This window comes from Pseudomonas sp. LF-5 (assembly GCF_037626295.1).
GTDB lineage: Bacteria > Pseudomonadota > Gammaproteobacteria > Pseudomonadales > Pseudomonadaceae > Aquipseudomonas > Aquipseudomonas monsensis.
This window is the reverse complement of sequence record NZ_JARKMT010000001.1, coordinates 1,128,498-1,141,283: the sequence shown is the minus strand read 5'-3', so window position 1 is coordinate 1,141,283 and position 12,786 is coordinate 1,128,498. Positions and strand designations below refer to the sequence as shown.

Annotated in this window: 11 protein-coding genes; 10 read left to right on the top strand and 1 reads right to left on the bottom strand. The window is 63.5% G+C overall.

The genetic code is table 11. From position 1 onward, the window contains the following. Positions 1–18: 18 nt before the first annotated feature. The 6 genes from PseuLF5_RS05120 (at position 19) to PseuLF5_RS05095 (ending at position 5,081) form a co-directional block, all read left to right on the top strand. Positions 19–264 (top strand): 4Fe-4S dicluster domain-containing protein, encoded by a 246-nt coding sequence (locus PseuLF5_RS05120; RefSeq protein ID WP_003225615.1) that lies wholly within the window; start codon positions 19–21, stop codon positions 262–264. Between the two features lie 238 nt (positions 265–502). Then, complete coding sequence (locus PseuLF5_RS05115) at positions 503–1,906, top strand: ABC transporter substrate-binding protein (protein ID WP_340133081.1); 1,404 nt, start codon at positions 503–505, stop codon at positions 1,904–1,906. A gap of 310 nt (positions 1,907–2,216) precedes the next feature. Then, a complete protein-coding gene (locus PseuLF5_RS05110; protein WP_123468143.1) occupies positions 2,217–2,999 on the top strand; it encodes an ABC transporter permease in 783 nt (260 codons plus the stop codon). Then, positions 2,999–3,847 carry an ABC transporter ATP-binding protein gene (locus PseuLF5_RS05105; RefSeq protein ID WP_128614985.1) on the top strand — a complete coding sequence of 283 codons (849 nt, stop codon included), beginning with the start codon at positions 2,999–3,001 and terminating at the stop codon, positions 3,845–3,847. The genes PseuLF5_RS05110 and PseuLF5_RS05105 overlap by 1 nt, the downstream gene beginning before the upstream one ends. Continuing rightward, positions 3,844–4,806: a HEAT repeat domain-containing protein gene (locus PseuLF5_RS05100; RefSeq protein ID WP_340133080.1), complete on the top strand. Its 963-nt coding sequence runs from the start codon at positions 3,844–3,846 to the stop codon at positions 4,804–4,806. The genes PseuLF5_RS05105 and PseuLF5_RS05100 overlap by 4 nt, the downstream gene beginning before the upstream one ends. After that, the gene (locus PseuLF5_RS05095; protein WP_340133079.1) at positions 4,803–5,081 is read left to right on the top strand and encodes a DUF971 domain-containing protein; all 279 of its coding nucleotides are present in this window, start codon (positions 4,803–4,805) and stop codon (positions 5,079–5,081) included. The genes PseuLF5_RS05100 and PseuLF5_RS05095 overlap by 4 nt, the downstream gene beginning before the upstream one ends. A 60-nt stretch (positions 5,082–5,141) precedes the next feature. Here PseuLF5_RS05095 and PseuLF5_RS05090 read toward each other — a convergent pair whose 3' ends face one another. Next, positions 5,142–6,800, bottom strand: coding sequence for a phosphoethanolamine transferase (locus tag PseuLF5_RS05090; protein ID WP_340133078.1), 1,659 nt, complete (start codon positions 6,798–6,800; stop codon positions 5,142–5,144). Between the two features lie 246 nt (positions 6,801–7,046). Here PseuLF5_RS05090 and lexA point away from each other — a divergent pair, with 246 nt between their 5' ends. Genes lexA through PseuLF5_RS05070 form a run of 4 tightly spaced genes read left to right on the top strand, consistent with a single transcriptional unit; the run spans position 7,047 to position 12,778 of the window. Continuing rightward, on the top strand, positions 7,047–7,664 hold the full coding sequence (gene lexA, locus PseuLF5_RS05085; protein ID WP_123468154.1) for a transcriptional repressor LexA: 618 nt from the start codon (positions 7,047–7,049) through the stop codon (positions 7,662–7,664). After that, positions 7,664–8,281: a translesion DNA synthesis-associated protein ImuA gene (imuA, locus tag PseuLF5_RS05080; RefSeq protein WP_340133077.1), complete on the top strand. Its 618-nt coding sequence runs from the start codon at positions 7,664–7,666 to the stop codon at positions 8,279–8,281. The genes lexA and imuA overlap by 1 nt, the downstream gene beginning before the upstream one ends. A gap of 7 nt (positions 8,282–8,288) precedes the next feature. Beyond that, entirely contained in the window at positions 8,289–9,704 is a 1,416-nt protein-coding gene (locus PseuLF5_RS05075) for a Y-family DNA polymerase (RefSeq protein WP_340133076.1), read from the top strand. Continuing rightward, positions 9,680–12,778: an error-prone DNA polymerase gene (locus PseuLF5_RS05070; RefSeq protein WP_340133075.1), complete on the top strand. Its 3,099-nt coding sequence runs from the start codon at positions 9,680–9,682 to the stop codon at positions 12,776–12,778. The genes PseuLF5_RS05075 and PseuLF5_RS05070 overlap by 25 nt, the downstream gene beginning before the upstream one ends. Positions 12,779–12,786 lie beyond the last annotated feature (8 nt).

Sequence of the window (12,786 nt, the reverse complement as noted above, 5' to 3'; positions counted from 1 at the left end):
CTAGAGAGAGTCCGAACCATGGCCTATCAAGCCCAGGAAATCTTCTTCCGCTCCAACGCCCCGGTCACTGTGGACGAGGACAAATGCATCGCCGAAAAGGGCTGCACGGTGTGCGTCGACGTCTGCCCGATGGACCTGCTGGCGATCAACCCGGCCACGCAAAAGGCCTACATGGCGTTCGATGAATGCTGGTACTGCATGCCCTGTGAAAAGGACTGCCCGACCGGTGCGGTGAAAGTCGACATTCCCTATTTATTGCGTTGACTGATAGGGCCTCATCGCAGGCAAGCCAGCTCCCACAGGGATTTGCAGTGGGACATCAGTTTTGCAAACGCCCGAGAAACCTGTGGGAGCTGGCTTGCCAGCGATGAGGCCCGCCTGGACTACATAAAAGCTACCCGGAACACCCGGACGCTGGAATCACCGAAACCCCCTCGTTTCCCACCGCGCCCTGATCGCGGCGGAGACGAACAACCAATCAATGATTCGAGGGGAAACAACCATGTTGCGTGCAGCAATCGCCGGTCTGGTACTGGCTTCGTTCAGCTTGGCGGCCTCGGCCGAAACCATCCGCATCGCCATCGGCACGCAGGACACCACCATCAACTGCGCCGCCGGCGGCCTGTTGATTCGTGAGCTCGGCCTGCTCGACAAATACCTGCCCCACGACGGCGCCTACAAAGACGCGAAATATGACGTGCAGTGGAAGAACTTCACCAGCGGTGCGCCGCTGACCAACGAGATGGTCGCCGGCAAGCTCGACTTTGGCGCCATGGCCGATTTCCCTGGGGCGTTCAACGGCGTGGCTTTCGAAACCGCCGGTAAGCACAGCCTGTTCATCAGCGTGTTGTCGGGCAGCATCAAGGGCAGCGGCAACGGCATCGTCGTGCCGAGCGCGTCCGGGGTGCAGTCGCTGAGTGAACTCAAGGGCAAGACCATTTCGGTGCCATTCGCCTCGACGGCCCACGGCATGTTGCTGCGCGCGGTGGCGGAGCAGGGCTGGGACCCGCTCAAGGACGTGAACATCATCGCCCAGCCACCGGAAGTCGCGGGCTCCGCGTTGCAGGCCGGCAAGATCGACGCTCACGCCGATTTCGTGCCGTTCGCCGAACTGTTCCCCAGCCGTGGTTTTGCCCGCAAGATCTACGACGGTGCCCAGGCCAATGCGCCGACCTTCCATGGTGCGCTGGTGGATAAGGCCTACGCGAAAAAGTACCCGGAGATCGTCATCGCTTACCTGCGCGCGAGTATCGAGGCCAATCGGTTGCTTGCCGCCGAGCCGGAGAAGTACAGCGAACTGATTGCCAAGGTCACGGGCGTCGATGCCGAGGTCAATTACCTGTTCCACGGCCCTCTGGGTGTGCAGACCCGCGATCTGAGCTGGAAACCGGAATACCGTCAGGCGGTGGGTACGGCCATCGACACCCTCAAGCTACTGAAGAAGGCTGATCGCGGCCTCGATCTGAATACCTTTATCGACGATCAATACATCCGTGCCGCGTTCAAGGCGGCGAATCTGGACTACGCCGCGCAACTTGCCAACTACGCGCAGACCCCGTTGAAAGCCGTGGACGCCACGACCGGCAAAGCCATCTCCGACTTCAGTCACGTCGCCGAAATCTGGGTGCGCGGTGAAGACAAGGTGCGCCAGTACGCCTCCGCCGAATCCGCCTTCACCGCGTTGGCCGCTTTGAAACAGGAAGGCAAAAACATCCGGGCGGTGTATGCCCAGGCCAGTGACAGCGGGATCAAGCTGTTGGCCGATCAGGCGTGGTTTGCCAGTGATGCCAAAGGGCGGTTGAGTGCGTTTCTGCTCAAGGGCCAGGCTCAGCAATATGCGACAGCGCAGGGTGGCAAGGTACTCGATTTCACTGACGCCACCACCCAAGCAGTCGCTGCCCGCTAGTTGAAGATCAAAAGCCCCTCACCCTAGCCCTCTCCCAGAGGGAGAGGGGACTGACCGAGGTGTTTGGGCAAGGTACACCGACCTGAAATACCGAGCCGAACTCAGGTTTGAAAAGCCTGAGGATGGGTTCGTTATCGAGCCGACCCCAGGTTTTGAAAAGCGCAAACATCGACTCCCTATTGAGCCGAACCCAGGTTTGAAAAAGCATGAAGTCGGCTCCCTTTCCCCCTCGCCCCCTTGGGGGAGAGGGCTGGGGTGAGGGGGGCTAAATCTCAGCCATCAAGCAGACCCGGAACTGGAAACCCGCGCCATGAAATCATCGACTCTACGCTGGATATCAAGAGCCGCCTCCCTGCTGCTCTGCCTGCTGTTCTGGCAACTCGCCGCCAGCCACCACTGGAACCTTGGCCTGGTCACTTTCGCCAACGTGCCAACCCCGCTGGCGGTGATCGACGCGGCGCTGGGCCTGGGCGACTCCGGCAAGTTGCTCCAGCACCTGACTGCCAGTCTGAGCCGCGTGTTCGCCGGCTACCTCGCGGCATTGCTCATCGGCATCGCGCTGGGCCTGGCCATCGGCCGCTCGAAATGGGCTGAGGACCTGTTGCTGCCACCGCTGGAAGTGCTGCGGCCGATCCCGGCGGTGGCGTGGATTCCGCTGGCGATCCTGATGTTTCCGTCGTCGGAACTGTCGATGGTGTTCATCACCTTCACCGGCGCACTGTTCCCGATCCTGCTCAACACCGTGCACGGTGTCGAAGGCGTCGATCCACGGCTGATCGCCTCGGCGAAAAGCCTCGGGGCAGGGCGCCGGGCGATCTTGCGCGAAGTGGTTCTGCCGGGGGCCGCGCCGAGCATCATCACCGGCCTGGCGATCGGCATGGGCACCTCGTGGTTTTGTCTGGTGACGGCGGAAATGATCTCCGGCCAGTTCGGCATCGGTTACTACACCTGGGAGTCCTACACCATTCAGAACTACGCCGACATCGTCGTCGGCATGCTGCTGATCGGCGTGCTGGGCATGGGCAGCAGCCTGCTGATCAAACGCCTCGGCGGGCTGTTCACGCCCTGGCACCGACCACGAGGAAAAGCCTGATGAGCGCAATGCAAACCCCGGAAGGGCGGATCGATATTCGTCAGTTGTCGATCGTTCTTGGCGAAGGCCAACACGCGTTCGAAGCCGTGCAAGGGCTGGATTGCCAGATCGAGCCCGGCCAGTTTGTGTGCATTCTTGGCCCGTCCGGTTGTGGCAAGTCGACCTTGCTCGGCGCACTCGCCGGGCACTTGAGTGCGCATGCCGGCAGTCTCAAAGTCGATGGCAGCGAGGTATCCGGGCCGTCGCCGCAACGCGGCATGGTGTTCCAGCATCACACGCTGTTTCCGTGGCGCACGGTGCGCGACAACGTTGCCTTCGGCCTGAAGATGCGCGGCATCGGCAAGGCTGAACGCCACCGCGCCGCTGACGACATTCTCAAACTGGTGGGCCTCGACGGGTTTGCCGAACGTTGGCCCGATCAGCTCTCGGGCGGCATGCAGCAACGGGTGGAAATCGCCCGGGTGCTGATCAATCGCCCGCGTCTGTTGTTGATGGACGAACCCTTCGGTGCATTGGATGCCTTGACCCGCCTGAATATGCAGGAACTGTTGCTGGACATCTGGACGCGCATCCGCACCACCGTGGTGTTCGTCACTCACGACATCGACGAGGCACTGTTCCTCGCCGACCGCTTGCTGGTGATGAGTGCGCGACCGGGACGAATCATCGAAGACTTGCGTCTGGACTTCCCGCGACCGCGTACCACTGAACTGGTGACCAGCGCCGAGTTTTCACGCCTCAAGCGCCACTGCCTTGATCTGTTGCGCCACGACAACGACCGCCCGCTGCCGCGCCTTAATCCGCTCGGCCTGCCTCCCGAAAACCCCTTGCCGCGATTTGCCCTATGACCTCATTTTTTGCTGTGACCGATAACCCGTACATTCTCGCCCTGCAACCGCGCCTGACCGCTGACGATGCCGGTGTGCGGCGCATTGCGCTGATTGATCTGGCTGATCTGGAAGAGCCGGACGGCTTGCTGTGGCTGGTCGAAAGGCTGACCGATGATCCGGCTGAAGAAGTCCGCGCTGAAGCCGCGCGACTGCTGGAAGCCTGGGAAGATGAGCCTGTGGTGGCGGCGTTGTGTCAGGCCCTGACCGATCCGTCGCCGGCCGTACAAACAGCGGCAGCGCAAAGCCTGAGCCTGCTCAAGAGCGAAGCGGCGGGGCGGGTGATTCTGCCGTGGACCGGTCATGCGCAAGTCAGTGTACGGATTGCCGCGTTCCGCGCCCTGCGCGAATTGCGTTTCGCCGCCGCCGCGCCTGCTGCGGTTGCGGCACTCGACGACGCCGACGCCAATGTGCGCCGCGAAGCGGTCGGCGTGCTCGGCTGGCTCAAGCAACTCGACGCGCTGCCGGCGCTGGCACGCCTGGCCAGCGCCGACCCGGACACCGAAGTGCGCCGCGCCGCCACTGGTGCCCTCGGTCTGGCCTCTGGCGCCGAGGTGCTGCCGGCCTTGCGCGAGGCCTTGCAGGACCACGCCTGGCAAGTGCGAGAAGAGGCGGCCACCACCCTGGGCAAGGTCGGCCACAGCGATGCCGGTCCGGCGTTGATCGAAGCCTTGAACGATGACTACTGGCAAGTACGCCTGCGCGCCACTCGCAGCCTCGGTCGCCTGCGTTTTGCACCGGCTCTGGACACCTTGATCGAGACCCTCGGCCACCGCATCAGCAACCTGCGCAAGGAAGCCGCGCTGGCCCTCGGTGAGTTGAATGATCGCGGGGCGGTGGCGGCATTGCAGGCGGCGCAGGACGACGGTGACCCGGAAGTGCGCAAAGCGGTGCGGATTGCCTTGAGTCAGTTGCAATGAAGCCGCTGTCGGTGGGCAATTCGCAAAGCGCGCAGACCTTGCGCCTGAGTTGGCCGGACGGGCGTGAATCGGTGCTCAATCATGTCGAACTGCGCCGCCAGTGCCCGTGCTCGCAGTGCCGTGCGTTTCGCCTGAAAGGGATGACCCCGCGGGTCGATGACCGGGTTCGCCTGATCGAGATCAACCCGCAGGGCTACGGCGTGCAACTGGTGTTCAGCGATGGGCACCAGCGCGGAATCTATCCGTGGGACTACCTGGCACAGCTCACCCCTTGAGAACACTGCGTTGCCTGTGGGAGCTGGCGGCCAGCTGCCACAGAGACTTCGGTGTTCGGGTTACTGCGCAGCCGTCATCGCCGGCCGGCAGCCATGGAAAACATCCAGCCCTGGCTGATACAGCGAGGTCTTCACGTCAAACAACCCCAGCACCGAATGGAACAGGTTGTCATGGCTCAGATCCGCCTGCCCGGTCTTGCCTTGCAGGCAGCTGCGATCAATTCCTTCGCTGGCGAGCGTACCCTTGCCAAACCACATCACCATCGGCACATGGGTCTGCGCTTCGGGCGCCAGTGCATATGGCGCGGCGTGCAGGTACAGGCCGTTTTCACCCAGCGATTCACCGTGGTCGGAAACGTACAGCATCGAGGTCTCCAGCGTGTCCTGATTGCGCTTGAGCAACTCGATGACCTTGGCGAGGAAATGGTCGGTGTAGAGGATGGTGTTGTCGTACACGTTCACCAGTTCATCGCGGCTGCAACTGCCCAACTGGTTGGTGTGGCAGATCGGTGTGAAGCGTTCCATTTCCTTCGGATAGCGCTCGTAGTACTCGGGGCCGTGGCTGCCGTCGGCATGCAGAACGATGATCGCGTGGCCCTTGAGGCTGTCGATGTAGCTTTGCAGATCCGCCAGCAGCGCTTCGTCGAGGCAATTATTGCCATCGCAGAACGGTCCCGGCTGATGCTTCGAAATATCGCGATGGGGGACGCGCAGGCAGGTGCCCTTGCAGTCGCTGTTGTTGTCCAGCCACAGCACCTGCACGCCGGCCCGCTGCAGGATATCGAGCAGGCCTTCGTAGGTTTTGCCTTTCTTGTCGCTGTAATCCTCACGGGGGAACTTCGAGAACATGCACGGCACCGACACCGCCGTCGAGGTGCCGCAGGAATGCACCTGGGTGAAGTTGAGGATGTCCAGTTTGCTCAGTTCGGGGTTGGTCTCTCGCGCATAACCGTTGAGCGAGAAATGGTCGGCACGCGCCGTTTCCCCGACCACAAACACCATCAGTGATTTCTTCTCGCGGGCCGCAACCTTGGCGCTCATCACCGCGTCTTCGCCGATGGCCTGCACCACGAAGTGCTTTTTGATGCCCAGGCGTTGTTGGGTGTATTTGCTGATGGCGTAGATGTAGTTGGTCGGGTTGATGAAGTGGGTGAGCTTGTCTTCCTGGCGAAAGATCGGTGCGTAGGTCGAATAAAACGTGCCCACGGAAGCCGCGATCACCAGCACGCAGGCGATGATCACCAGCACCTTGTTGAGCAGGCCGCGAAAGAACGGCCGATAGCTCACCGGCCAGCGCCAGATCAGCACGGCCGGCAGCACGCCGAGCAACAGCACGTAAGTCAGCAGCTTGCCGTTGAACAGCGCGGTGGCTTCGTCGGGGTTGGTTTCGAACACGTTCTGGATCATCACCGTGTCGATGGTGATCCCGTATTCGTTCATGAAATACGCCGCGCAGGCCGAGAGCAGGGCGACCACGGTCAGCGCCGGTTTCAGCGTCCAGCGAAACGACACCAGGGTCAGCAGCAGGGTGATGGCCGCCCACAAAAACAGCCCGAAGGAGGCGAAAAACGCCAGTTTGTGCGCGCCTTGCAGGGTAATCAACGTGCCCAGCGCCTTCCAGGTCGCCAGGTTATACAGCGCCACCAGCGCCAGGGAAAACAACAGCACCAGTCGGGTAGGAGTGATGGACGGTAAACGCAGTCCGTTGCCCAAAGCCATGTCAAACATTCCTCTGCAAAAAAGACCGCCACGCAATTGCGCGTGTAACTGTAGAAGAACATTAGTAAAAAAATTGTAAACATCCTGTAACAACTACCGAGTGGGTTCACCCCAATCAAAGGCTGGGAGCAGGTTTTTTTCAGAGGGATTTGCTGGCCGGGCACGGGCGGGTTGCTCCCCACGACACACAGGAACTGCCGCAGGCCGACTGGCGGTGCTTGTCAGTAAAATCCTACAGGAGTACAAATGTACTCCATGAAGACACTGACGCCTCGCCGTACCGCCATCCTGACCTTTATCCGCGAACGCATCGCCGAACACGGTCAGTCCCCAAGCCTCGCTGAAATCAGCGAGGCTTTTGGTTTTGCCTCGCGCAGTGTGGCGCGCAAGCATGTGCTGGCGCTCACCGACGCCGGGTTTATCGAGGTCAATCCGCATCAGGCCCGGGGCATTCGCCTGCTCGGGCAACCGGCGCGCCCGGAACTGCTCGAGATTCCCGTGCTCGGCCGGGTCGCTGCCGGTGCGCCGATCGGTGCCGATGCCGAGGTCCACAGCCGTTTGCTGCTCGACCCGGCGCTGTTCTCCCGCACTCCCGACTACATGCTGCGGGTGCAGGGCGACTCGATGATCGAGGACGGCATCCTCGATGGCGATCTGGTTGGCGTGCGGCGCAATCCCGAGGCGCTCAACGGCCAGATTGTGGTGGCGCGGCTCGACGGTGAAGTCACGATCAAACGCTTCGAACGGGTCGGCGCGGTGGTGCGGTTGCTGCCGCGCAACCCGGCGTATCAGCCGATTGTCGTGCGCGACGATCAGGACCTGGCCATCGAAGGGGTGTTCTGCGGTCTGGTGAGGCAAGGCTGATGGGCGTCGTCGTTGCGCTGGATACGCTGTTCAATGGCGGCCAGGTCTGGAAGGGTCGGCCTGCGCCCCCGGCTACCAGCCCGCAACCCACCGGGCATGCCGCGCTGGACGCGGCCTTGCCCAGCGGCGGCTGGCCGGAAGCGGCGCTGAGCGAAATCCTCCTGGCCGGCCCGGGGGTTGGCGAGTTGCAACTGGTCTGGCCAACACTGGCGCGGCTTTCGGCGGCGGGCGAGCGCATTGTGCTGGTGGCACCGCCGTTCGTGCCGTACCCGCAGGCGTGGGAAAGCGCGGGGGTGGATCTGCGCCAGTTGTCGGTAATCCAGGCCAGCGAGCGCGAGGCCTTGTGGGCGGCGGAACAATGCCTGCGTTCAGGCAGTTGCGGCGCGGTGCTGTGCTGGCCGCACAAGGCCGATGACCGCGCATTGCGGCGTTTGCAGGTGGCGGCGGAAACCGGCCAGACCCTGGCCTTTGCCTGGCGCCCGTTGAGCGAAGCGGTCAACCCGTCGCCGGCGGCGTTGCGCATTGCCATCGACGCCAGACCGGCCCAGTTGCGCGTGCTCAAATGCCGCGGCGGGCTGGCGCGTTCGGCGCCGATTGCCTTTGCCGTGGGGCATTGAGGTCGCCATGCGCTGGGTCTGTATTCTGTTTCCGCAATTGGCCCTCGACGCGGTGCTGCGTCAGCGTCCCGAGCCCGATGAACCGTTGGTGTTGCTCAGCGGCCCGGCCCAGCGCCGGGTGCTGCAGGCGGTCAATCCGGCGGCACGTAAACTCGGTTTGCGTCCCGGCCAGTCGATGACCGCCGCCCAAGCCCTGAGCAAGGGTTTTGCCACGGCGGATTACGATGTCGCCGAGGTCGAGCACTGGCAGCAGTTTCTTGCCGCGTGGGCCTACCGCTTCAGCGCGCAGGTCAGCGTGCATTACCCGCGCACGGTGGTGTTCGAGATCGAATCGAGCCTGGGCTTGTTTGGCACCTGGACGCAATTCGAGGCGCGGCTGCGCAAGGAACTGAGCGACCTGGGTTTTTGTCACCGCATCGTGGCCGCGCCCAACCCGGTGGCGGCGCGGGTGCTGGCCAATGCCTACGACGGTTTGGTGGTGCCGGACGGCGAGGCCTTGCAGCATCACCTCGGCCAGTTACCCATTGACCGCGTGGGCCTGGAGCCGGGCGTGGCCACGGCGTTATCGCGCATGGGCTTGCGTACGCTCAGTCAGGTGCAGAGCCTGCCACGTCAGGCCCTGGCCCGGCGCTTCGAAGCGTCGATGCTCAAACACCTCGACACCCTGTTCGGCGCGCGTCCGCTGGCGCTGGCGTTCTACCTGCCGCCGGATCGTTTCGATGTGCGCATCGAGCTGAATTTCGACGTGCAGTCCCATCAGGCGCTGCTGTTCCCGTTGCGTCGTCTGACCGGCGACCTCTCGGCGTTCCTCTGCGGACGTGACAGCGGCGTGCAGCGCTTCGACCTGCACCTGGAACACGGCGGGCTGCCGGACACCGTGATCAAGGTCGGTCTGCTCAGTGCCGAGCGCGATCCGGCGATGCTCTTCGAGCTGGCCCGAGGCCGGCTGGAACACGTGCAGGTCGAGGCGCCGGTACGCGGTTTCCGCTTGCGCGCCGAGGATCTGCCGAGTTTCGTGCCGCAGTTTCAGGAGCTGTTCGACGATCGCCCGCAGCAGACCTTGCCCTGGGAGCAATTGCGCGAACGCCTGCGCGCACGGCTGGGCGATGACGCGGTGCAGGGGCTGCGCTTTCAGGCCGATCACCGGCCCGAATGTGCCTGGCAGAATGCTGTCGACAAACAACGTTGCACCGGCTTGCCGAGGGTTCATCGTCCGGGCTGGTTGCTCGGCGAGCCGCAAAGCGTGCCCGAAGGTTCGGCGCGGATTCTCATGGGGCCGGAGCGCATCGAATCCGGCTGGTGGGACGGCGACGACGTGCGCCGCGATTACTACTTGATCCAGAACCGCGCCGGTCAGCAGGGCTGGGCCTACCGGGCGGTGGGTGAGGGCGGCCCGTTGTGGCTGCAGGGCTGGTTTGCATGAGCCACGGCTATGCCGAGTTGCACTGCCTGTCGAACTTCAGTTTCCAGCGCGGTGCCTCCAGTGCGCTTGAGCTGTTTCAGCGGGCAAAAAAACACGGTTATCAAGCGCTGGCGATCACCGACGAGTGCACCCTGGCCGGGATCGTCCGCGCCTGGCAGGCAGCGAAGTCGGTCGAACTGCCGCTGATCATCGGCAGCGAAATCCGCATCGACAACGGCCCGAAACTGGTGCTGCTGGTGGAGAACCTTGCGGGGTATCAGGCCCTGTGCGGCTTGATCACCCAGGCGCGGCGGCGTACGCAGAAGGGCCAGTACCAGGTGCTGCGCGAGGATTTCAGCGAGCCGTTGCCGGGATTGCTCACGGTGTGGGTGCCGGACACCGTGGATGACCTGGATGAGGGGCGCTGGTTGAAACAGACCTTTGGCGAGCGTCTGTTTCTGGCGGTGCAGTTGCATCGCGGGCAGGACGACCCGCGTCGGCTGGCGGCACTGCTGAGTCTGGCCGATCAACTGCAGATTGCCGCCGTGGCCAGCGGCGACGTGCACATGCACGCCCGTGGCCGGCGGGCCTTGCAGGACACCATGACCGCGATTCGCCATCACGTCCCCGTGGCCGAGGCCGGGTTGCGCCTGCACCCCAACGGCGAGCGTCATCTGCGCAGCCTCGATGTGCTGCGTGAGCTGTATCCGCAGGCATTGCTGGACGCCTCAGTGCAACTGGCCCGGCGCTGCACGTTCGATCTGGGCGAATTGCGCTATCAGTACCCGAAAGAGCTGGTGCCGGAGGGGCACAGCGCCAGTTCCTGGCTTCGGCAGCTGACCGAAGAAGGCATCGCCTGGCGCTGGCCGCAAGGGCCGCAAGCCAAAGTGCTGAAGCAGATCAATGACGAGCTGAAACTGATCGCCGAACTCGGCTACGAAAGCTACTTCCTCACCGTGCACGACGTGGTGCGTTTCGCCCGCAAGCAAAAGATCCTCTGTCAGGGCCGGGGTTCGGCAGCCAACTCGGCGGTGTGTTTTGCCTTGGGCATCACCGAAATCGACCCGGACCGCACCACGCTGCTGTTCGAACGCTTCATGTCGAAGGAGCGCAACGAGCCGCCGGACATCGACGTCGATTTCGAGCACGAGCGCCGTGAAGAAGTGCTGCAATACGTGTTCCGTCGGTATGGCCGCCGTCGTGCGGCGTTGACGGCGGTGGTCAGTACCTATCACGCGGCGGGAGCGGTGCGCGATGTGGCCAAGGCCCTCGGCCTGCCGCCGGATCAGATCAACGCGCTGGCCGATTGCTGCGGTCACTGGAGCGATGAAACGCCGCCAGTGGCGCGTTTGCTCGAAGGTGGCTTTGATCCGGACAGCCCGGTGCTGCGTCGGGTGCTGAGCCTGACCGGGCAACTGATCGGCTTCCCCCGGCACCTGTCGCAGCACCCCGGCGGCTTCGTGATTTCCGAGCAGCCGCTGGACACGCTGGTGCCGGTGGAGAATGCGGCAATGGCCGAGCGCACGATCATTCAGTGGGACAAGGACGACCTCGATGCCGTCGGGTTGCTCAAGGTCGATATCCTCGCCCTTGGCATGCTCAGTGCGATCCGTCGCTGTTTCGACCTGCTGCGTCGTCATCGCCACCTGGACCTGAGCCTGGCGACGATCCCGGCCGAAGACAAACCGACCTACGACATGATCAGCCGTGCCGACACCATCGGCGTGTTCCAGATCGAGTCCCGGGCGCAGATGTCGATGCTGCCGCGGCTGAAACCGGCCAGGTTCTACGATCTGGTGATCGAGGTGGCGATCGTCCGTCCGGGACCGATTCAGGGCGGGATGGTCCATCCGTACCTGCGTCGGCGGAACAAGGAAGAAGCGGAAACCTATCCATCACCGGAGCTCAAAGTGGTGCTGGAGCGTACCCTCGGCGTGCCACTGTTTCAGGAACAGGTCATGCAGATCGCCATCGTGGCCGCCGATTACAGCCCCGGCGAGGCCGACCAGTTGCGCCGCTCGATGGCGGCGTGGAAACGCCACGGCGGACTGGAACCGCACAAGGAACGTCTCGCTGCCGGCATGCAGAAAAACGGTTACACGCCGGAATTCGCCGCGCAGATTTTCGAGCAGATCAAGGGTTTTGGCAGCTACGGCTTTCCCGAATCCCACGCTGCCAGTTTCGCCCTGCTGACCTACGCCAGTTGCTGGCTCAAGTGCCATGAACCGGCGGCGTTCGCCTGTGCCCTGATCAACAGTTGGCCGATGGGTTTCTATAGCCCGGACCAGATCCTTCAGGATGCGCGTCGCCATCAGTTGCAGATCCGCCCGGTGGACGTGCGCGCCAGTGACTGGGATTGCAGCCTGGAATCGACCACGGCAGCCCAGCCGGCGATCCGCATGGGCCTGCGCATGATCAAGGGCTTTCGCGAGGACGATGCCCGGCGCATCGAGGTGGCGCGCACGCGCGGGGCGTTTGCCGATGTCGCCGACCTGGGCGAGCGTGCCGCGCTCGACAGCCGGGCGCAGGCGTTGCTGGCCGATTCCGGGGCATTGCGCGGATTGGCGGGGCATCGTCATCGCGCCCGCTGGGAAGTGGCCGGAGTGCAGAAGCAGCTCGGCTTGTTTGCCGGTTTGCCGAGTCAGGAGGAGTCCGATGTGGTGTTGCCCAAGCCGAGTGTGGGCGAGGACCTTCATGCCGATTACGCCACGGTCGGCACCACGTTGGGCCCGCATCCACTGGCGCTGTTACGTGGCGAACTCAAGGCCCGGCGCTGCCGCAGTTCACGGGAGTTGCTGGACATCGAGCATGGTCGCCCGGTCAGCGTCGCGGGCCTGGTCACCGGTCGTCAACGACCGGGTACCGCCAGCGGCGTGACCTTCGTCACCCTGGAAGATGAGTTCGGCAACGTCAACGTGGTGGTCTGGCGCGACCTCGCCGAGCGCCAGCGCCAGGTGCTGGTGGGCTCGCAATTGCTCAGGGTCGATGGCCGCTGGGAGCGCGAAGGCGAAGTGCGCCACCTGATCGCCGGCCGCCTGAGCGACCTCAGCCCGCTACTCAACGGCATCCGCGTGCAGAGCCGCGATTTCCACTGATCCCGGAC